The organism is Reella acinonychis (assembly GCF_052828705.1).
In genome coordinates this window covers 1,215,319-1,237,564 of sequence record NZ_CM128256.1, presented here as the reverse complement: position 1 = coordinate 1,237,564, position 22,246 = coordinate 1,215,319, and the positions used below count along the sequence as shown (strand labels likewise).

General features: G+C 37.4%; 21 protein-coding genes and 1 tRNA gene. 18 read left to right on the top strand and 4 right to left on the bottom strand.

Annotated elements, in window-relative coordinates; all coding sequences use genetic code 11:
• Complete coding sequence (locus ACUXZ4_RS06270) at positions 1–1,302, top strand: L-cysteine desulfidase family protein (protein WP_464974000.1); 1,302 nt, start codon at positions 1–3, stop codon at positions 1,300–1,302.
• 81 nt (positions 1,303–1,383) lie between these two features.
• Positions 1,384–2,130, top strand: a complete 747-nt coding sequence (locus ACUXZ4_RS06265; protein WP_464972371.1) for an SDR family oxidoreductase — start codon at positions 1,384–1,386, stop codon at positions 2,128–2,130.
• 57 nt (positions 2,131–2,187) lie between these two features.
• Here the strand turns inward: ACUXZ4_RS06265 and mdh are convergent, their stop codons facing one another.
• Positions 2,188–3,117, bottom strand: coding sequence for a malate dehydrogenase (mdh, locus tag ACUXZ4_RS06260; protein WP_464972370.1), 930 nt, complete (start codon positions 3,115–3,117; stop codon positions 2,188–2,190).
• A 252-nt stretch (positions 3,118–3,369) separates the two neighbouring features.
• Between mdh and argR the strand changes: the two genes are divergently transcribed.
• Genes argR through ACUXZ4_RS06240 form a run of 4 tightly spaced genes read left to right on the top strand, consistent with a single transcriptional unit; the run spans position 3,370 to position 8,668 of the window.
• Entirely contained in the window at positions 3,370–3,837 is a 468-nt protein-coding gene (gene argR / locus ACUXZ4_RS06255; RefSeq protein ID WP_464972369.1) for a transcriptional regulator ArgR, read from the top strand.
• A gap of 1 nt (position 3,838) precedes the next feature.
• Positions 3,839–4,741, top strand: coding sequence for a TIGR01777 family oxidoreductase (locus ACUXZ4_RS06250; RefSeq protein ID WP_464972368.1), 903 nt, complete (start codon positions 3,839–3,841; stop codon positions 4,739–4,741).
• A 32-nt stretch (positions 4,742–4,773) separates the two neighbouring features.
• Entirely contained in the window at positions 4,774–6,018 is a 1,245-nt protein-coding gene (locus ACUXZ4_RS06245) for a PqiA/YebS family transporter subunit (RefSeq protein WP_464972367.1), read from the top strand.
• Entirely contained in the window at positions 6,008–8,668 is a 2,661-nt protein-coding gene (locus ACUXZ4_RS06240) for a PqiB family protein (RefSeq protein WP_464972366.1), read from the top strand. Before ACUXZ4_RS06245 ends, ACUXZ4_RS06240 begins: the two co-directional genes overlap by 11 nt.
• Before the next feature lie 67 nt (positions 8,669–8,735).
• On the opposite strand, the gene pepT is transcribed toward ACUXZ4_RS06240, so the two are convergent.
• A complete protein-coding gene (gene pepT, locus ACUXZ4_RS06235) occupies positions 8,736–9,974 on the bottom strand; it encodes a peptidase T (protein ID WP_464972365.1) in 1,239 nt (412 codons plus the stop codon).
• Between the two features lie 303 nt (positions 9,975–10,277).
• On the opposite strand from pepT, the gene potA reads away from it, so the two are divergent.
• The 5 genes from potA to argA all read left to right on the top strand — a co-directional run bounded on the left by potA (position 10,278) and on the right by argA (position 15,653).
• Positions 10,278–11,390, top strand: a complete 1,113-nt coding sequence (gene potA / locus ACUXZ4_RS06230; protein ID WP_464972364.1) for a spermidine/putrescine ABC transporter ATP-binding protein PotA — start codon at positions 10,278–10,280, stop codon at positions 11,388–11,390.
• Positions 11,374–12,231, top strand: a complete 858-nt coding sequence (potB, locus tag ACUXZ4_RS06225; protein WP_464972363.1) for a spermidine/putrescine ABC transporter permease PotB — start codon at positions 11,374–11,376, stop codon at positions 12,229–12,231. The genes potA and potB overlap by 17 nt, the downstream gene beginning before the upstream one ends.
• Complete coding sequence (gene potC / locus ACUXZ4_RS06220; protein ID WP_464972362.1) at positions 12,231–13,001, top strand: spermidine/putrescine ABC transporter permease PotC; 771 nt, start codon at positions 12,231–12,233, stop codon at positions 12,999–13,001. Before potB ends, potC begins: the two co-directional genes overlap by 1 nt.
• Before the next feature lie 133 nt (positions 13,002–13,134).
• Complete coding sequence (locus tag ACUXZ4_RS06215) at positions 13,135–14,184, top strand: extracellular solute-binding protein (protein ID WP_464972361.1); 1,050 nt, start codon at positions 13,135–13,137, stop codon at positions 14,182–14,184.
• Positions 14,185–14,339: 155 nt separating this feature from the next.
• Entirely contained in the window at positions 14,340–15,653 is a 1,314-nt protein-coding gene (gene argA / locus ACUXZ4_RS06210; RefSeq protein WP_464972360.1) for an amino-acid N-acetyltransferase, read from the top strand.
• Between the two features lie 90 nt (positions 15,654–15,743).
• Here the strand turns inward: argA and ACUXZ4_RS06205 are convergent, their stop codons facing one another.
• Positions 15,744–16,385: an OmpW family outer membrane protein gene (locus tag ACUXZ4_RS06205; protein ID WP_464973999.1), complete on the bottom strand. Its 642-nt coding sequence runs from the start codon at positions 16,383–16,385 to the stop codon at positions 15,744–15,746.
• Positions 16,386–16,646: 261 nt separating this feature from the next.
• Between ACUXZ4_RS06205 and ACUXZ4_RS06200 the strand changes: the two genes are divergently transcribed.
• The 7 genes from ACUXZ4_RS06200 to ACUXZ4_RS06170 all read left to right on the top strand — a co-directional run bounded on the left by ACUXZ4_RS06200 (position 16,647) and on the right by ACUXZ4_RS06170 (position 21,270).
• Complete coding sequence (locus ACUXZ4_RS06200; RefSeq protein WP_464972359.1) at positions 16,647–17,426, top strand: hypothetical protein; 780 nt, start codon at positions 16,647–16,649, stop codon at positions 17,424–17,426.
• A complete protein-coding gene (locus ACUXZ4_RS06195) occupies positions 17,427–17,960 on the top strand; it encodes a septation protein A (protein WP_464972358.1) in 534 nt (177 codons plus the stop codon).
• Positions 17,961–17,963: 3 nt separating this feature from the next.
• Positions 17,964–18,419 (top strand): acyl-CoA thioester hydrolase YciA, encoded by a 456-nt coding sequence (gene yciA, locus ACUXZ4_RS06190; RefSeq protein ID WP_464972357.1) that lies wholly within the window; start codon positions 17,964–17,966, stop codon positions 18,417–18,419.
• 13 nt (positions 18,420–18,432) lie between these two features.
• The gene (locus tag ACUXZ4_RS06185) at positions 18,433–18,717 is read left to right on the top strand and encodes a YciI family protein (protein ID WP_464972356.1); all 285 of its coding nucleotides are present in this window, start codon (positions 18,433–18,435) and stop codon (positions 18,715–18,717) included.
• A gap of 69 nt (positions 18,718–18,786) precedes the next feature.
• Complete coding sequence (locus tag ACUXZ4_RS06180) at positions 18,787–20,727, top strand: DNA topoisomerase III (protein WP_464972355.1); 1,941 nt, start codon at positions 18,787–18,789, stop codon at positions 20,725–20,727.
• A 100-nt stretch (positions 20,728–20,827) separates the two neighbouring features.
• Positions 20,828–21,172, top strand: coding sequence for a preprotein translocase subunit SecG (gene secG / locus ACUXZ4_RS06175; protein WP_464972354.1), 345 nt, complete (start codon positions 20,828–20,830; stop codon positions 21,170–21,172).
• A gap of 12 nt (positions 21,173–21,184) precedes the next feature.
• A tRNA-Leu gene (locus ACUXZ4_RS06170) sits at positions 21,185–21,270 on the top strand.
• Positions 21,271–21,368: 98 nt separating this feature from the next.
• Here ACUXZ4_RS06170 and sucD read toward each other — a convergent pair.
• Positions 21,369–22,238, bottom strand: coding sequence for a succinate--CoA ligase subunit alpha (gene sucD / locus ACUXZ4_RS06165; RefSeq protein WP_464972353.1), 870 nt, complete (start codon positions 22,236–22,238; stop codon positions 21,369–21,371).
• Positions 22,239–22,246: the final 8 nt, after the last annotated feature.

Sequence of the window (22,246 nt, the reverse complement as noted above, 5' to 3'; positions counted from 1 at the left end):
ATGGATATCAATCAGCAAAATTTAGAACAAGCGATTCTTACCGCTGTAACTAATGAAGTGGTTCCTGCTCTGGGTTGTACAGAACCCATTTCATTGGCGTTGGCGTCTGCTATTGGACGCCAGCATTTAGGCTATATTCCTGAACGTATAGAAGCAAAAGTATCGCCTAATCTCATGAAAAATGGCATGGGCGTTACTGTTCCTGGTACAGGTACTGTGGGATTAGCCATGGCTGCTGCTATCGGCGCAATTGGAGGCGAACCGAACGCTGGATTGGAAGTATTAAAGCAGATTACTGCAGAACAAGTTAAGCAAGCCAAAGCCATGCTAAGTGAAGACAAGGTCTCCGTTTCAATTTTTGAAACAGAGCATATTCTTTACTCAGAAGCGAATTTATTCTATCAAGATGATATCGTTCGTGTTCGTATTGCTGCTCATCACACCAATGTGATTTATATTGAAAAAAATGGTCAGTGCATTTTTAGCAAACCTTGCGCCGTAGAAAATGATGAAATTGCAGATATTTTCACCGCACTTTCCGCAAAAGATCTGTTCGATTTTTCAATGAATGTCGAGTTAGAAAAAATCCGTTTTATTGAAGAGGCAGCAAAACTCAATAGTGCACTTTCACAAGAAGGCTTACGCACTGATTACGGTTTGCATATTGGTCGCACGTTGCAAAAACAAATTGGTATGGGATTAATTAGCGACGATTTGCTCAACCGAATTGTTATTGAAACCACTGCTGCTTCTGACGCAAGAATGGGCGGAGCCAATCTTCCTGCGATGAGTAACTCAGGCTCAGGCAACCAAGGCATTACTGCAACTATGCCTGTTGTAGTGGTCGCGCGTCACATCAATGCAACGGAAGAGCAACGTATTCGTGCACTATTTTTATCTCACTTAATGGCAATTTATATTCATAGCAAACTCCCAAAACTTTCTGCCCTTTGCGCTGCCACTACCGCAGCAATGGGAAGCTGCGCTGGTGTTGCTTGGCTATTAACTGGGAAATTTGAAAGTATTAGCATGGCAATCAGCAGTATGATTGGCGATATCAGTGGCATTATCTGTGATGGTGCGGCAAACAGTTGTGCAATGAAAGTGTCAACCAGTGTCACTTCGGGTTATAAGTCTGTTTTAATGGCATTAGATAACAGTCAGGTCACAGGTAATGAAGGCATTGTTGAGCATGATATTGATCGCTCCATCAATAACTTATGTAATATTGCCTCTCGCAGTATGCAATATACAGACCGACAAGTGATTGAAATCATGGTCAGTAAACCGAAATTAACATAATCCATAAAAAATCCTACGTTCATTCCATTTGCGTAGGATTTTTTGTTATGATAAATCAATATTTTAAATACAGGAGGTTATATGGCAATTTTAGTTACAGGCGCATCAGCAGGATTTGGTAAAGCGATTTGCTCAGCCTTTATCAATGCAGGCTACAAAGTCATTGGTGCAGCTCGCCGTTTAGATAAATTACAAGCACTACAACATGAACTCGGCGAAAATTTCTATCCGTTACAAATGGATGTGTCCAAAACACAAGAAATTGACACCGCACTTTCGCAATTGCCAGCTGAATGGGCTGATATTGACTTATTAGTGAATAATGCAGGGCTCGCATTGGGATTAGAGCTTGCTCACCAAGCAAAATTTGACGACTGGTTGACCATGATCAATACCAATATTGTGGGTCTTACTTATCTTACTCATCAAGTATTGCCTAAAATGGTCGAAAAAAACAAAGGACATATTATCAATTTAGGATCTATTGCGGGGACTTATCCTTATCCAGGCGGCAATGTCTATGGTGCAACCAAAGCTTTCGTTGAGCAATTTAGTTTAAATTTACGAGCGGATCTTGTTGGTACAGCTATTCGTGTTACCAATATTGAGCCAGGCTTATGTGGCGGTACTGAATTTTCCAATGTCCGTTTTAAAGGTGATGATGAAAAAGCGGCTGATCTTTATAAAGGCGTGCAATCCATTCAACCAGAAGATATTGCCAACGCAGCGCTTTGGATTTACCAACAGCCTGCCCATGTCAATGTGAATCGCATTGAAATCATGCCTGTAGCACAAGCTTTCTCCCCTCTCAAAGTGGTCAGAAAATAGAAAAAAATAAACCGCACTTCAAAGTGCGGTTTATTTTTTATAAGTTTTGAAATGTAATTAAACGAATTTTTCGCCTAATTCAATATCCGCTTTCAACTGCGGTAACATAGCGTCTAACTGCTCTTTTTCAAACGCACTTAATGGACCAATTGGTAACAATGCTTCAACACCTTCTTTACCAAAACGAATTGGTTGAGAGAAGAAACGAGCATATTCGCCATCACCTTCCACATAAGCACATTCAACAGCTAATTCACCACGTAAACCACGAACTAGTGCTAAGGTAAAGCGTGCTGCTGCCATAGCCATTGATAATGTTGCTGAGCCAGCGCCTGCTTTCGCATTTACAACATCAGTACCTGCATTTTGGATACGTTTAGTTAATTCAACCACTTCTTCATCGCCCCAAGTTGCATATTGAACTTGTGAAAGAAGAGGTAAAATTGTTGTACCTGAGTGACCACCAATGACTGGTACACTATTGCGCTCAACTTCTAAGCCTTTTTGTTCTGCAATGAAGGTTTCAGCACGTAATACGTCTAAGGTGGTCACACCAAATAATTTACGTTTATCATATACGCCTGCACGTTTTAATACTTCAGCAGCAATCGCAACAGTGGTATTAACTGGGTTAGTAATGATGCCAATACAAGCTTTTGGCGCAAATTTAGCTACATTTTGGACTAAATCACGAATGATACCTGCGTTGATGTTGAAAAGATCTGAACGATCCATACCAGGTTTTCTTGCCACACCCGCAGAGATCACAACAACATCTGCACCTTGTAAAGCTGCACCAATGTCATCGCCTGCATAGCCTTCAACTTTAACCGCGGTGGAAATATGGCTTAAATCTTTTGCCACACCCGGTGTCATAGGTGCTACATCATATAATGCTAGTTCTGAACCAGCTGGAAGTTGTAATTTCAATAATAATGAGAGTGGTTGACCAATACCACCTGCGGCACCTAAAACTGCAATTTTCATTTTTGTCTCCTTAAACATCTAAAAATTAGGGCTTATAAAAACTGTGATCAATTTTTATGAGTGCTAACTCTATTTGATTACCTCCTAGTTTACGTATAAGATCAATATAATTCAAATAGCAAAATCCAAATTTGAGATCTACTTCAAATTTTACCGCACTCTTTTTTCCACAAATAAATAATTTCAATTTTTATTGATTAATTTTGCATTTTTATGCACAATTTATGCAAATCAATTGAATAATGAAAATCTATGACTCAACAAAAAAATGATAGCTTAACAAATGCGTTTAAAGCATTACTGGCACAAGAACGTTTTGGTTCTCAAAGTGAAATCGTTACCGCTTTGCAAGATATGGGCTTTGCGAATATTAACCAATCAAAAGTTTCACGTATGCTGACTAAATTTGGTGCAGTACGAACCCGAAATACAAGAATGGAGATGGTGTATTGCTTACCTAACGAATTAAGCGTACCAAATACAAGTAGCCCTCTCAAAAATCTGGTTTTAGATATTGATTACAATTCATTATTAGTAGTTGTAAAAACAAGTCCTGGTGCTGCACAGTTGATTGCACGTTTGCTTGACTCCGTAGGAAAAGCAGACGGTATTCTCGGCACTATTGCAGGCGATGATACAATTTTCATCACGCCCACTCAAAATACAACAACAGAACAGTTAATCAAAAATATCCAACGTTTATTTGAAAATTCGTTATAGCATGGTTATTTTTATTACAGGGGGAACAGGTTTAATTGGGCAAGCCCTTGTCAGAAAATGGCTTGCACAACATCATCAAATTACAATATTAACCCGCTCTCCGACAAAAGCACTTGCCCTATTTCAACATCACCCACATTTAACTGCGGTAGATTCTTTGCCCGTTTCTCTACAAGCTAATGTAGTCGTTAATTTAGCTGGGGAACCCATTTTTAATAGACGTTGGAGTAATAAACAAAAAAAACGGTTATGGGATAGTCGAATAAAATTAACCGAAAAATTGACCGCACTTATTAATGCTGCCAACACACCTCCAGACTGTTTTATTTCCGCTTCGGCTTCTGGCTATTATGGCAATACAGGAGAACAAGCAATAAATGAACAACAGCCAGCAGACCATTCTTTTGTTGCATCCCTTTGTCAACAATGGGAAAAAGCCGCGAAATCTGCCAATACGCGAGTCTGTTTGTTAAGAACAGGTTTCGTCTTATCACCACAAGGTGGGGCATTGCAAAAAATGTTACCCCTATACCAATGCGGATTTGGTGGAAAATTAGGTAATGGCAAACAATTTATGCCTTGGATTGCTTTAGAAGATATGGTGAATGCCATTGATTTTTTAATTCATCATCCATCTTGTCATGGTGCTTTCAACCTCAGTGCACCCAATCCTGTCACAAATACGGAATTTAATCGCTTATTGGCTCGCCAACTAAAACGACCTTATTTTGCTCAGGCTCCCGCCTGCTTATTAAAATTGCTCTTAGGCGAACGTGCAGCTTTATTGTTAGACAGCCAAAATATGCAACCGCAAAAACTATTACAACAAGGTTTCCACTTCAAATATTCCCAATTACAAGACTATTTCTCGGCGACATTTGGCAAGCCTAATATTAATGTATAAAATGGTGATTTGAAAAATTATCTAGGAAAACTATGCAGGCAACTTATTCAAACGACAAAATCGATCATGTTTCTCGCTGTTGTGAATGCGATGCCTTAGTTGCTATTCCGCATTTACAAAAAGGTGAACATGCGGTTTGTCCTCGCTGCCAGCATGAATTACAATCGCAAGATCATTGGTCGCTAAAACGCTGCTCAATTATTGCCTTTTCTATTCTCATTCTCATGCCTTTTGCACTGAACTACCCTTTATTAACTATTCATTTGATTGGTGTTAATGTTGATGCGTCAATTTGGGGAGGTGTTTGGAAAATGGCAACAGAAGGCTATGCCTACACTGCATTTTTAATTTTCTTATGTGCGGTATTTATTCCTATCGCTTTTTGTCTTTTGATTATCTTGTTACAGTTCTCAAAATTAATGGGAATCAAACCTCGCAACCTATTGATTACATTAAATTATATAAAACCTTGGGTCATGTTTGATGTGTATTTGGTTGCAATTGGCGTAACAGCATTTAAAGTGAGAGATTATGCAAGTCTCTCTTTTGATATTTATTTAATTGCCTTTTTGGTTGTGGCACTACTGACAACCTTGCTTTTTGCCAAAATTGAGCCAAGTGCATTGTGGGATAACTTTTATCCTCAAAATGTCAAATATTCCGCAAAATCCTTAAAAAATACACCGCACTTTTGTATTCATTGCCAATATACTTTTGAGCAACCTATAAAAAATCATAAAAATGAGGATCGCTGCCCTCGTTGCCATAGCGCGCCAGAAAAATCAGCGGATATCAGTCTACAACAAACTTGGGCAGCACTTTTAGCTGGCATGATAATGATCTTCCCTGCTAATATATATCCGATTTCTTATATTGCGATGAATAATCTTTCTACTGGAGATACGCTCATCTCGGGCGTTATTTCCTTTATTGATATGGGTAGCTATTTTGTCGCTTTTATCGTGTTTTTTGCGAGTATTTTTGTGCCAATCAGCAAAATTATTATTATGCTCTATTTGCTGTTTAGCATACATTTCCGTTGGCAACATTCTTTAAAATGGCAACTGAAATTGTTTCATGTTGTTCACTTTGTTGGGCGCTGGTCCATGCTTGATTTGTTTGTACTCGCCCTCATGATGTCATTAGTCACACGCGGGCAAATTATCAATTTTTCTGTAGGACCTGCCGCAATTTATTTTGGTTTATCGGTATTTTTAACTATGATCGCAACGACCACTTTTGATAGTCGTTTACTTTGGAAAATTTATGACAAATAATCATCAAATTCATTCAGCAGAAGAAACTTCAGTAGCACAAAAGCTACCTGAAGCAAATGTGAAAAAAAGCCGTCGTATATCGCCATTTTGGTTACTGCCTATCATTGCATTAATTATTGGTGCGACCTTATTCTTCCAAATCATTAAAGAGCAAGGCGAAACGATCCATATTACTTTTGCAACAGGTGATGGTTTAGTTGCCAATAAAACGCAAGTTCGTTACCAAGGATTACAAATTGGTGTAGTTAAAAAAGTGAATTTTGCCGATGACTTAAAAAGTGTAGCGGTCGAAGCTAATATTTATCCTGAAGCAAAAACTGTTTTAAGAGAAACAACGAAATTTTGGTTAGTCCAACCAAATGCATCTTTAGCTGGGATTTCAGGTTTAGACACCTTAATTTCTGGTAACTATATTACGCTTCAACCGGGTGAAGGCGATTATAAATATGATTTTGTGGCGGAAACAGAAAGTCCAATCGCTCAAATTGATGATGGCGATTTATTAATTCGATTAATTTCAGAAGATTTAGGTTCTATTTCCCCTGGCGCTGCTGTTTTTTATAAAAAACTTCCTGTGGGTAAAGTATTAAAATACGGCTTTACGCCTGATCAGAAAAACGTTGAAATTCACGTAGCCATTGAGAAAGCCTACAAAAATCTTATCAAAAAAGACAGCCGCTTTTGGAATATCAGTGGTATTCGTGCTGATGTTGATTTTAGCGGAGTAAATATCAATGTGGATAGTTTGCAAGCTGTCGTTCAAGGCGCCATTACCTTTGACTCACCAGAAAAAAGCGAACTTGCCAATCAAAATGAACAATATACTCTCTATCCTGATCTTCGTTCTGCTCAACGAGGTATCGAAGTTGAAATTACACTACCCAATGATTCTTCATTTAAAGAAGGCATAACCGAAGTCTATTTACAAGGATCGCCTGTGGGCATTATTTCTTCCATTGACGATGCAGATGTCAATGATGACTATATGGAAGGCACCTTATTGTTAAATCCAAGCATTAAGGATTCATTACGCCAAACCACTCAATTTATTATCCATTCGCCTAAACTTAATTTGGGTAATTTAGAAAAATTACCTGATATGTTGCGTGGTGTTTATTTAGAAATGATTGCGGGTAAAGGCGAACCAAGCACTAAATTCAGTGCACTAAGAGAAGATGAATTATTGCTTAATCAGCCCAATACGCTCATTTTGACCTTAACCGCGCCTGAAACCTACGGCATTAACAAAGGTGAATATATTTATTACAACAATATTAATATTGGGCGATTAATCGAACAAAAAGTAGATATCGATGGCGTACGTTTTAAAGCTGTGATTTCACCTCAATACCGCAATTTAATTCATGCTGGCACACAATTTATTGCCGCCACGAATTTTGATATTTCTTTCGGATTAGATGGATTGAAAATGCATGCTGCACGACCAGAAAAATGGTTGCAAGGTGGCGTTCGTATCATTTCAGGAAAACCGCATGGCGAAGCCAAAACAAGCTATCCAATTTACAAGGATCAGTCTCATGCAGAAATGGGGTTAGTCAGCACAAATTTAAAACCAAGTATTACTTTGCAAACCAAACAATTACCAAGTATCAGCAAAGGTTCCTTGGTTCTTTACCGCCAATATGAAGTGGGACAAGTATTAGAAGTGCGTCCATTAAAAGAACACTTTGATGTAGATATCGCCATTTATCCTAAATTTGCCCATTTATTAACACCAAACAGTCGTTTTTGGGTAGAAAGTGCAGCACAAATTGATATCACACCAAAAGGCATTAGTATTCAAGCAACGCCTATTGCTCGTTCGTTAAAAGGTGCTATTAGTTTTGATAATCATGGTAGCGGAAAAAATACCGCCTTGTATGCAAGCGAACTGAAAGCAAAATCTGCAGGACAAATCATTACACTAATCACAGATGATGCCACAAATCTCAGCACTGGCATGGATCTTCGCTACATGGGATTAACCGTAGGTGAAATTGAGGAAATTAGCTTAGATAAAGCTACAAAGAAAATCAAAGCTAAAGCCTTAATGAACCCAAATTATATGTCGATTGTGGCAAAAGAAAACAGCGTATTTAAAGTCATTTCGCCACAAATTTCTGCTGGTGGAATTGAGAATATAGACAGCTTATTACAACCTTACATCGACATTGAAGCAGGAGCTGGTAAATATAAAACACAATTTAATTTATCGGATAACAACAATTCCAAAGCTCTGAAATTCACACAAGGTTTCCCGATTATTTTGGAAGCGAATGATGCGCTAAATCTTACTGAAGGCTCGCCTGTGATGTATCGTGGTGTGGATGTGGGTAAAATTCGCCAATTAACACTTAATAATTTAGGTGATCGTGTATTGATCCACATTGCAATTGCACCAAAATATGCTCATTTAGTACGACAAAACTCGCAATTCTGGATCACAACAGGTTATTCGGCAGAACTTGGTTGGTCTGGCATTGAAGTAAATACAGGATCTGTCCAGCAGTTATTGAAAGGCGGTATATCTTTCTCTACCCCGTCGTCAACTGTTGTTCAACCTCAAGCAAAAGCAAACCAACGATTCTTACTGCAAGTGAAAACTCCGAAAGACGCGAAGCAGTGGAATTCAGGTGTGCTAGCCGAATAAACAATGATAAAAAAGACCGCACTTTTCATTATAAAGTGCGGTCTTTTTCCGATTAGTTTTCAATAAGTTACTTATACAGTTGCGTTGCTAGCTGCGCTATTTTTACAATCGTTTCTACTGCACTTTGCATACTTTCCAAACAAATTAATTCATGCTTACTATGGAAATTATAGCCACCGGTAAAAATATTCGGACAGGCTAATCCCTTCTCGCCTAACCAAGCTCCGTCCGTTCCCCCGCGAATTGCTTTATGTTGCGGTGAAATACCACATTCACGCATAGCACGATCTGCTAATTCAATAGCTTGTGGTACTTTTTTAACAGTCTCATACATATTTTTATAGCTATCAGTAATCTCTATTTGAATTGGATGGAGCAAGCCTTTTTCCTGATTAAACTGAGCGACATTGCTTAACAAAAATGCCTTACGCTGTTCAAATTGTTCCGCATCGAAATCACGAATTAAATAATGTAATTCCACTCGTTCAATGTCACCAGAAAAACGATGTAAATGGAAAAAGCCTTGTTTATTCTCTGTTTTTTCTGGTACTTCCTGCGCTGGAAGCTGTTGTTGAAATTCACAAGCTAATGCCAATGCATTCACCATTTTTCCTTTCGCATAACCGGGATGAATATTGCGACCCACGAAGGTAATAGTGGCACTTGCTGCATTGAAATTTTCATATTCCAATTCCCCTAATTCGCCACCATCAATGGTATATGCCCAATCGCAAGCGAATTGTTCTAAAGGGAAATGTTGCATACCCAAACCGATTTCTTCATCTGGTGTGAAAGCGATGCGTAAATGACAGCGAGGCTGATTGCTCTCTTTTAAAATAGAAAGTGCGGTGATAATTTCTGCAATTCCAGCTTTATTGTCTGCGCCTAATAAAGTTGTACCGTCCGCAACAATTAAAGTTTTACCAATTAATTGGTGCATAAATGAATAGTAAACGGGGCTAATAAATTCCTCACCAATGCCTAAAGCTATATCACCACCGCGATAATTTTGGATCACTTCAGGCTTCACATTTTTGCCACTGCAATCTGGTGAGGTATCCAAATGTGCAATGAGTCCAATTGTTGGCGAATTTGGCACATTGCCTTCTAAATAAGCAGTTAAAACGCCTTGTTTAGAAAGTTGGATATCAGTTAAACCAATAGCTTGTAATTCTTGTGCTAAATGTTGTGCTAACTTTAACTGTCCTGAAGAACTTGGCGAACTTTTGGCACCGATTTTAGCCTGCGTATCAAATGACACATAATTTAAAAAACGTTCGAGTAAATATTGTTGCGAAGTTTGCATAATTCTCTCCTTATGGGAATTGATTATGCAAAAACATAAAGTGCGGTGCAAATTTTTTACGAAAAATTACACCGCACTTTTACCTAAATCAAATTTTATAAAAATAACACTTTCTATTACTGTTCAAAATTAATACGATTCTGTAAATTATTTAAACAAAATGATATTCTTCCCTTTTCATTAAGTCGTAATAGCTATATCATTACTGTTTGAAATTTCGGTGCTTATTTATCTGACAAATAAGCGTTTTGCTTCTATTCAAACTAATCTCATTTTAGTTTTTCAGGGAGAAAACCAAAGCTAGTGGAAAAAACTACTAAACCTATCGTTGAGCTACGCTCGCTTAAAAAAGCTTATGGTGATAACACTATCATCAATGACTTTAACTTAACCATTAACCATGGTGAATTTGTCACCATTTTAGGTCCTTCAGGCTGTGGTAAAACCACCGTTTTACGCTTAATTGCTGGTTTTGAAGAAGCGAATGCGGGTCAAATCATTATTGATGGCGAAGATGTTACCAACATTCCTGCTGAAAATCGCCATATTAATACGGTATTCCAAAGTTATGCATTGTTCCCACATATGACAATTTTTGACAATGTGGCTTTTGGTTTACGCATGCAAAAAGTATCTGAGGCAGAAATTAAGCCTCGTGTAATGGAAGCATTGCGTATGGTTCAGTTAGAAGACATGGCTGATCGTAAACCTGCACAACTTTCTGGTGGTCAACAACAACGTATCGCTATCGCGCGTGCCGTAGTAAATAAACCGAAAGTATTATTACTGGATGAATCACTCTCTGCATTAGATTACAAATTGCGTAAAAAAATGCAGAACGAATTGAAATCATTACAACGTCAATTAGGTATTACCTTTATTTTCGTTACTCATGACCAAGAAGAAGCCTTGACGATGTCTGATCGTATTATTGTGCTGAAAAAAGGTCATATTCAGCAAGATGGTTCACCGCGTGAAATCTATGAAGATCCGAAAAATTTATTCGTCGCGAAATTTATCGGTGAAATTAATATCTTTGATGCAACAGTGATTGAGCGTAAAGATGAAAAACGTGTTCGTGCCAATGTTGAAGGCAGAATTTGTGATATTTACACCGCACTTGATGTACAAGCTGGACAAAAATTAAAAGTCTTGTTACGTCCTGAAGATATTGTGATTGAAGAACTAGATGAAAATGAAAGTTCCAAAGCAATTATTGGGCACGTAGCGGATCGTAATTATAAAGGGATGACATTAGAATCTAATGTGACCTTAGATCACAATGGTATGAACGTATTAGTCAGCGAATTCTTTAATGAAGACGATCCAAATATCGATCACTCTTTAGGTCAAAAAGTGGCTCTCACATGGCACGAAGGCTGGGAGGTTGTATTAAACGATGAAAACGACCAATAAGTTCCAGAAATTCGCTGTTGGTATCATCTTTGCTTGGTTAATTTTCTTTGTTTTTGCACCAAACTTTTTGGTGTTTATTGTGAGTTTCCTCAGCAAAGACAGTAGTAATTTCTATGCCTTACCTTTTACCTTTGAGAACTATACGCGCTTATTTGAGCCATTGTATGGCAAAGTGGTATGGAACTCATTGTATATGTCGCTCATCACGACGATTTTATGTTTAGTGGTTGGCTATCCTTTTGCATTTATCATGACCAAGATAAATCCAAAATACCGCGCTTTTTTAATGTTTTTGTTGGTACTTCCATTCTGGACAAACTCATTAATCCGTATTTATGGTATGAAAATCTTTCTTGGCGTGAAAGGTGTACTAAACGAAATCTTACTCTCTATTGGTTTGATTAGTGAGCCTATTCGTATTTTAAATACTGAAGTAGCAGTGATTATTGGTTTAGTGTATTTGCTATTACCATTTATGATCTTACCGCTCTACTCTGCTATTGAGAAATTAGATCTTCGCCTACTTGAAGCGGCAAAAGATTTAGGCGCAAATGCGTTCCAACGTTTCATTAAGATTATTATCCCATTGACTATGCCTGGAATTATCTCTGGTTGCTTATTAGTATTGCTACCAGCGATGGGGATGTTCTATGTAGCCGATTTACTTGGTGGAGCGAAAGTCTTATTAGTGGGTAACGTGATTAAGAGTGAATTCTTAATTTCACGTAACTGGCCATTTGGTTCAGCAATTAGTATTGGCTTAACGATTTTAATGGCGTTGTTAATTATGGTTTATTATAAAGCCAATAAATTATTGAATAAGAAAGTGGAGTTAGAATAATGGGTCGCATACTACGTAGTTTCTTTATGTTGGTTGTGTACGCCTATTTGTACATTCCAATTGTTATCTTAGTTACCAACTCTTTTAATACAGACCGCTATGGTTTGTCATGGAAAGGTTTTAGCTGGAACTGGTACGAACGCTTATTTAATAATGATACTTTAATTCAATCTGCTATCCATTCTGTTGTTATCGCTTTTGTAGGTGCAACCATTGCAACATTAATTGGTAGCTTAACCGCTATTGCTCTTTATCGTTACAAATTCCGCGGTAAACAAGCTGTAAGTGGAATGCTATTTATTGTGATGATGTCGCCAGATATTGTTATGGCAGTATCTTTATTAGCGCTATTTATGATGGTAGGCATTTCATTAGGCTTTTGGTCATTGCTATTAGCACATATTACGTTCTGTTTACCTTATGTTGTAGTGAGTGTTTATTCTCGCTTAAAAGGCTTTGATGTGAGAATGTTAGAAGCAGCAAGAGATTTAGGTGCAAGTGAAGTAACGATTTTACGTAAAATTATTTTACCATTAGCGTTACCTGCAATTGTTTCAGGTTGGTTATTAAGCTTTACACTTTCATTAGATGATGTGGTTGTATCCTCATTTGTAAGTGGCGCAAGCTATGAGATCTTACCACTCAAGATTTACTCATTAGTAAAAACTGGTGTAACGCCTGAAGTCAATGCATTAGCAACCATTATGATCGTGCTTTCTCTTGCTCTTGTCTTATTAGCGCAATTAATTGGCAAAAAAGATAAAGCCTAGACAAAATAACGATTTACACATAAAATAACGCCGGACATTAGGCCCTAAACCGAAGTCAGGCGTTTTTTTATTTCTTCGAGAAAAAGAAGGACGGATTTTACTCTTAATTAATTCATCACAGGAGATGATCTAAATGAAAAAATTAGCAGGTCTTGTTGCAGCTGGCCTAATTTCAGTTGCATTACCAGCTGTAGCAAGTGAAGAGAATACAGTAAACCTCTACACTTGGACCGAATATGTACCAGATGGTCTATTAGACCAATTTACTCAAGAAACTGGTATTAAAGTGAATCGTTCAAGTCTTGAATCAAATGAGACAATGTTCGCTAAAGTGAAATTACAAGGTGCAGGTTCTGATAGCTATGATGTTATTGCGCCATCAAACTACTTCGTGTCAAAAATGGCTCGCGAAGGTATGTTAAAAGAACTTGATCACAGCAAATTACCTGTTATTGCAGAATTAGATCCAGATTGGTTGAATAAAGATTACGATAAAGGTAACAAATATTCTTTACCACAATTATTAGGTGCACCAGGTATTGCATTCAATACAACTGCTTATAAAGGTTCTGATTTTACTTCTTGGGGTGATTTATGGAAAGCTGAATATGCAGGTAAAGTACAATTATTAGACGATGCTCGCGAAGTATTTAACATTGCATTATTAAAATTAGGTAAAAACCCTAATACCACTAATCCAGATGAAATCAAAGCAGCATACGAAGAATTATTAAAACTTCGTCCAAATGTCCTTTCATTCAACTCTGATAACCCAGCAAGTTCATTTATTGCAGGCGAAGTTGAACTAGGTCAATTATGGAATGGTTCTGTGCGTATCGCTAAGAAAGAAGCACCAGGTACTATCGACATGGTGTTCCCAAAAGAAGGTCCAGTATTATGGGTTGATACATTAGCAATTCCAGCTAATGCAAAAAATTCAGATGCAGCGCACAAATTAATTAACTATATGTTAGGTGAAGCAACTGCTGAAAAATTAACGTTAGAAATTGGTTACCCAACCTCTAACTTAAAAGCAAAAGCTAAATTACCAACAGAAATTACTCAAGATCCTTCAATCTACCCTACAGCTGAAATCTTGCAAAATTCTTACTGGCAAGATGACGTAGGTGAAGCGGTTGAGTTATACGAAAAATACTATCAAGAATTAAAAGCAGCAAAATAATTGCTATACAAAAGGCTTTCTTAATTGAAAGCCTTTTTATTATCCTCAAAAGTGCGGTGTAAAATAACAAAGTTTTCTATTTCCATAAATTTCACTTGCATATTCATAAAATTGAATATAAATTCAATATTAGTGAATAAATATAAGGATTTATTATGCGTAGTACTGAGTTAGTCCATTGGTTTCGCCAATCAACCCCCTATGTGAATATGCACAGAGGCAAAACCTTTGTCATCATGCTTGATGGCGATACCATTGCAAGCCCTAATTTCATTAATATTATTAACGATATTCGTTTACTACATAGTCTTGGGATTAAACTCATTATTGTTTTTGGTGCTCGTTTACAAATTAACGAATTATTACAACAACATAGTATTGTTCCTCAATATCATAAAAATATTCGCATAACGGATCTCAAAACCCTTGATTTAGTGAAGCAAGCTGTAGGCAAGCTAAATTATGATATTACCTCTCGCCTTTCTATGCGTTTACCTCACGCACCATTGCTCAATGTGGTCAGCAGTAATTTCATTCTTGCGCAACCTATTGGTGTGGATGATGGAGTTGATTATCAATTAAGCGGTAAATTACGCCGCATTGAAACTGAAAATATCAAACAACAATTAGAACGTGATGCCATTGTATTAATTGGACCTGTTGCCCCTTCTGTTACAGGCGAAAGTTTTAACCTGCCTTTTGAAGAAATTGCCACTCAAGTGGCGATAAAAATTAAAGCGGAAAAATTAATTGGCTTTAGTTCAACACAAGGGATTTTGGACAAACAAAAACAAACCATTTCCGATCTGCTACCACAACAAGCCGAAGAATATTTAACTCATTTTATTCAAAAAAATGAATACCACAGTTCCCAAGCACGTTTCTTGCAGGCTGCTATTGATGTTTGTCGTTCAGGAGTAAAACGTTCCCATTTATTAAGCTATGAAGAAGACGGTTCTTTATTACAAGAGCTATTTACGCGTGATGGTGTGGGTACGCAGCTTTCTATTGAAAATTCAGAAGATATTCGCATTGCAACAGCTCGCGATATTCCGGGATTACTTCAATTAATTCATCCGCTTGAACAACAAGGTATTTTAGTAAAACGTTCGCGTGAACAATTAGAAATGGATATTGAAAAATACACCATTATTGATCGTGATGGTGTTATTATCGCTTGTGCTGCACTCAATAGTTATCCTGAAGAAAAAATGGCAGAAATGGCTTGTGTTGCAGTTCATCCTGATTACAGAAATTCATCTCGAGGCGATATTCTCCTCGAAGCGATTCAAAAAAGAGCAATCAATCAAGGAATTGAAAAATTATTTGTGTTAACCACAAGAACAGTGCATTGGTTCCAAGAACGTGGCTTTAGAATGGCAAACGTGGAAGATTTACCAACAGAGAAAAGAGAAAATTATAACTATCAGCGTCGTTCTAAAATTCTTATTCTCAATCTATCCCAATAAAAAATAAGAAAAAACACACCGCACTTTTCTTATATTTTTCCAACAAAAAAGCCCTTAATTCAATTAAGGGCTTTGCATTTCTAAATGAAATTAGAAACGGTAACCTAAACCTAGGAAGTAAACCATTGGGTCAAGTTTTACTTTTTGTGATACTGGTGCACCACCTAAATCAAATTTTGCAGTTGTTTTGATTTTTGCATAATGCATTGCTGCATTTAAGAACAAGTTATCTGCTAAATTAATATCAACACCTGCATTAGCAACTACGCCCCAAGAATCTTTTAATTTGAGGTTTGTCATGCCTGGTAACACTTCTTTCTCACTGAAGAAAGTAGTGTAGTTCACACCAACACCTACATATGGACGTGCTTTCGCATCTTTATCTAAGAAATAATATTGTGCATATAAGCTTGGTGGTAAATGTTTAGTTTTAGCAACAACAGTATTACCTAATTTGATGCTATGGCTAAATGGTGTTGCGGCTAATAATTCCACACCAATGTTATCAGTGATCATATAAGTCGCTGTTAAACCTAATTGTGCATTAGAATTCACATCTAAAGATAAAGGTGCAGCTTGTTTAGCTCCGCCAATTGATAAATCTGAATTTGAAGTTTTAGGCACAACTAATACGCCACCCGCACGAACAAGAACACTGCCTGCTTCGTGAGCCATTGTTGCACCACTTACTAATGCTGCTGCTAAACCTAATGCTAAAGCTGTTTTTTTCATCATAGACTCCTTAGTTAATATCCACAAAAAATATACGTCATTAAACGTGGAGTTAAATATACTTCTTTTTGAGTACAAAAACTGTGATCGAGATCATAAAACAATAAAAAAGTTAAAAAAAGATAATGTTGATTGTCTATTTTTTAATTTTTTACTTAAAACCTTATTTTTGATATAGATCAATTTTAACTTTTTTATACTTTTTCCATCAAAGCAGGTATAATAGACAACCAAATTTTGCCATATTTTATAAGGGATATTATGCCAATTAATTTCACGCAACTTTTCAAAGATAGCTGGCATTTTTTGCAAAATCAGCGCCAATTTTCTATCACTTTTCTTGTTATTTTAAGTTTAAATACATTGATGGCAATCCTATTACATCCAACCGTTGCTATTGAAAATGCCGAAGCATTAACTCAAGAACAACGTATGGAAATTTTATTACAGCAAACCCAAAATGCAGATGGCCGCTTAATCACCGTTGTTCAATTTTTAGTGGGGCTATTTATTTCTTATTGGGGAATATTAACTGTCCATAAAATTAGTCAACGTGAGTTTCAAGGTATTATCCCAACCGCAATCTCTCATTTACCTCGTTTATTGGGAGCCATCATCATGGCGCTCATGATTTTAATTCCTGTATTAATCAGCATTGTTTACTTAGCAACTGCTGTACTTAGCCATCTATTTCAAGGGGTTGAACCAATATCACCACTTCCAGCATTAATTTTGGTTATTATCGCCAGCTGGTTAGCAATCCGTCTTTGTTTATCCCCAATTGCTTATTTAAGTAATAATTCTTCCTTTAGAAATACGTTAAAAGTGAATTTTCAATTAGGTAAGAAAGGCTATTCATCCTTATTTTTTTACTGTGTCATCAACTATTTTCTTGCTACTATATTGAATGCGCAAATTGCATTATTAGCTCGTAATGAAGTGATGATGATTTTAGCAGTCGTCCTCACTTCTGCTCTCAACCTCTTTTTAATGGTATTTAGCTATCGTTTCTATCAAGTTTTCACGCAAAAGGCATCATAAATGAAACAACTTTTAGAATTTATCCCACTGATTTTATTCTTTGTGGTATATAAATTAGCAGGCATAAGAGAAGCGGCAATCGTACTGGTTATTGCCACAATGATTCAAATGCTAATCTTAAAATTAAAATATAAAAAAATCGAAAAACAGCAAATCATTCTAGGTGGGTCTGTTGTCTTCTTTGGTTTGCTGACTGCTTATTTTGATGATATTAAATATTTGCAATGGAAAGTCACATTAATTAATGCTCTGTTTGCCGCTGTCTTATTAATTGGTCAGTTTGTATTTAAAACCCCATTGATCCAAAAATTACTCGGTAAAGAAATTCAATTACCAACTGCGGTGTGGAATCGCTTAAATTTAGGCTGGGCATTTTTCTTTATTCTTTGCATGCTGACCAATATATATATCAGCGTTTTCCACAGTGAATACTGGGTTGGGTTTAAATCATTTGGCTTAATTGCGATGACTTTAGTTGCAACGATTATCACTGGACTTTATATTTATCGTTATCTTCCGCAAGATAAGGAGTAATTTATGAGCTGTACGCTATCAAATGAAAATGAACACCGTCAACCTAAGGGTTCATTATTGCTAAGAACATTAGCAATGCCATCAGATACCAATGCTAATGGCGATATTTTTGGTGGTTGGATAATGTCACAAATGGATATGGGCGGTGCAATTTTAGCGAAGGAAATTGCCAAAGGTCGAGTTGTAACAGTTTGTGTAGATAAAATGACTTTCCTTCATCCTATTGCGGTGGGAGATGTAGTATGTTGCTACGGACAATTAGTGAATATTGGTCGAAGCTCAATGCAAGTAAAAGTAGAAGTCTGGATTAAAAAAGTGTTCCAAGGCTCGCGTGAACGCACTTGTGTAACAGAAGCGCTATTCACATATGTTGCCATTGATAGCAACGGTAAACCAAGAATAGTACCAAGAGAAGATAACCCAGAGTTAGAACAAGCATTAAGCCAAATGTCATTATAAAAGGAGAAAGGCAATGGAATACTATGTTATTTTTGCACAAGATAATCCAAACACATTAGAACAACGCTTAGCTGTACGTCCTCAACATCTTTCACGTTTGGAACAATTAAAAGCCGAAGATCGTTTATTAACCGCAGGACCAAATCCGAGTGAAGATGGTAGTTCCATAACTGGTTCAACAGTGATTGCAAAATTTGAATCCTTACAACAAGCTCAACAATGGGCGAAACAAGATCCTTATGTTGATGCTGGCGTTTATGGCGAAGTGATTATCAAACCATTCAAAAAAGTATTTTAATTACCGTTCTCACAGTAAAAACAAGATTTTTATAGCTCATAGAAATCTTGTTTTCATTATTTTAACTTTATGCGACTTTTTATTGCCGAAAAACCCAGTCTCGCTCGCGCTATTGCCGACGTATTGCCCAAACCTCACCAACGAGGTGACGGTTTTATCCGTTGTGGCGAAAATGATTATGTCACCTGGTGTGTTGGTCACCTCTTAGAGCAAGCAGAGCCTGATGCCTATAATCCTAATTTTAAGCAATGGCGACTAGAACATTTGCCTATTGTTCCAGAGAAATGGCAATTAATTCCGCGTAAAGAAGTGACAAAACAACTCAATATTGTGGAAAAACTGATTCATCAAGCCGAAGTATTAGTGAATGCAGGAGACCCTGATAGAGAAGGTCAACTGCTTGTTGATGAAGTTTTCAGTCACGCCAATTTATCAGCAGATAAACGTGATCAAATCCAACGCTGCCTAATTAGCGATCTCAATCCAAGTGCGGTAGAAAAAGCAATCAAAAAATTACAACCGAATCGTAACTTCATTCCGCTTGCCACATCGGCATTAGCGCGCGCAAGAGCAGATTGGTTGTATGGTATAAATATGACTCGCGCTTATACCATTCGTGGACGACAAGCTGGCTACAATGGCGTATTGTCTGTTGGCAGAGTACAAACTCCTGTATTGGGACTTATCGTACGGCGCGATCTTGAAATAGAGAATTTCCAACCAAAAGATTTCTTTGAGGTTGTTGCCAATATCTCTGCCGATGAAAAAAGTGCGGTTATTTTCACCGCACTTTGGCAGCCAAGCAAAGCCTGTGAAGACTATCAAGATGAAGATGGACGTGTACTTTCTCAAGCCCTAGCTGAAAACGTGGTCAAACGCATTTCTCAACAACCTGCAGAAGTCACCGATTACGAAGATAAGAGAGAAAAAGAAACCGCCCCCTTACCCTATTCTTTATCTGCATTACAAATTGACGCTGCCAAACGCTTTGGTATGTCAGCGCAAGATGTACTAGATACTTGCCAAAATTTGTATGAAAAACATAAATTAATTACTTATCCACGTTCCGATTGCCGTTATTTACCGACCGAACATTATGCTGATCGCTTTGCGGTTATGAAAGCAATTTCTGTGCACAGTTCAAACTACCAAACAATGCCGCAAGTGGTTAATCCAGAACAAAAAAACCGTTGTTGGAATGATAAAAAAGTCGAAGCACACCACGCAATTATCCCAACCGCACTTACTCGCTCTGCACAATTAAGCTTAGCGGAACGCAATATTTACGAATTAATTGCTCGACAATATTTATTGCAATTCTGCCCTGATGCTGAATATCGTAAAAGCAAAATCACACTCAAAATTGCAGGCGGCACTTTCATTGCTCAAGCTAGAAATTTACAGATTGCAGGTTGGAAAACATTATGGGGGAAAGAAGATGAGGATCAACAATTAGATCCAGCTTTACCTGTAGTAAAAAAAGGACAAATGCTCTTTTGTCAGCAAGGCGAAATTGTCAGTAAAAAAACGCAACCGCCCAAACCTTTTACAGACGCCACTTTATTGTCCGCAATGACAGGCATTGCTCGTTTTGTGCAAGATAAAGAATTAAAAAAAATCCTTCGAGAAACCGACGGACTTGGCACAGAAGCAACGCGTGCAGGCATTATTGAATTACTGTTTAAACGTGGATTTCTATACAAAAAAGGACGGAATATCCATAGTACAGAAGCAGGAAGAATTCTAATTCAAGCCTTGCCTGACATTGCAACCTTACCTGATATGACTGCTCATTGGGAAGCGCAACTTAATGGAATAAGCAAAAAAGAAATGAGTTATCAACAGTTTATGTATCAACTCACCCAAATGTTGCCTGATTTGGTTCGCTTCGTCAATTTTTCAGCTTTACGACAACTAAGCCAAATCGCTAACCAAAACAACACTAACAAAAATAAAAAACCAATAAAAACAACAGGTAAAAAATCCAAAAGTGCGGTGAATTCCGCTTAGATTTTCAGCAAGTACGCAAAAATCACTTGATTCACCAATGAATATTCGGTAATATCGCCACGTTTTATTGATTACAAATCCTAGCAGAGAAGAATTTAGAATGTATAACGCATTATTATTTGTTTATTTAATTGTATCTATCATCATGATTGGATTAATTTTAATCCAACAAGGAAAAGGCGCTGATGCAGGTGCTTCTTTTGGCGGTGGTGCTTCAGGTACAGTTTTCGGTTCTGCAGGTTCAGGTAATTTCTTATCTCGTTTAACTGGCATTCTTGCTATTGTATTTTTTGTTACAAGTATTGCTATTGGTAACTTAAATTCACATCGTGGCAATGTAACCCAAGGTAAATTCGACGATTTATCACAAGCAGCAGAAAAAATGCAACAACAAAAAGAAGTTGCACCAGTATTAGAAAATAAAAACGCAGATATCCCACAATAAAAAGAATTAAACGCTCTGATGGTGGAATTGGTAGACACGCTATCTTGAGGGGGTAGTGTCCATAGGACGTGCGAGTTCAAGTCTCGCTCAGAGCACCAACCCTATAAACCTAGCATTCAGCTAGGTTTTTTATTGCTCACAAAAAATATCCCTCAAATGAGGGATATTCAAAAAGTGCTGAAAATTCACCGCGCTTTTACTTTAATACGGTTCTTAATGCTTTTCCTATATCAGCCAAGCTTTCCACGACAATAACTCCAGCATCTTTTAATGCTCTAATTTTATCTTTAGCCGTCCCCTTGCCACCATTTATAATTGCGCCAGCATGCCCCATGCGTTTTCCTACTGGAGCAGAAATACCGGCAATATAACTCACTACTGGTTTGGTAATATAATTTTTAATAAATTCAGCCGCCTCTTCTTCTGCGGATCCGCCGATTTCACCAATCATCACTACTGCTTCCGTTTCGGGATCTTGTTCAAATAGGCGTAGGATATCAATAAAACTTGAGCCTGAAATTGGATCGCCACCGATACCAACACAAGTGGATTGCCCAAATCCTTCTTCAGTGCTTTGTAATACCGCTTCGTAAGTTAATGTGCCTGAACGTGAAACAATGCCTACTCGTCCTTTTTTGTGAATATTCGCAGGCATAATACCGATTTTACATTCATCAGGCGTAATAATGCCTGGGCAGTTTGGTCCAATCATAAACACGCCAGTTTGGTTTAACTTTTGTTTAACCTGTAACATATCTAAAGTTGGAATACCTTCTGTGATACAAACGATGAGCTGAATACCCGCATCAATCGCTTCTAAAATCGCATCTTTACAAAAAGGGGCCGGCACATAAATCATAGTTGCAGTTGCACCTGTTTCTGCAACCGCTTCTTTTACAGTGTTAAATACGGGCAAACCAAGATGAACTCTGCCACCTTTACCTGGAGAAACGCCACCAACTAAATTCGTGCCATACGCTAATGCTTGTTCGCTGTGAAATGTACCTTGTCCACCAGTAAAACCTTGGCAAATCACTTTGGTTTGTTTATTAATTAAAATTGACATACGGCTCC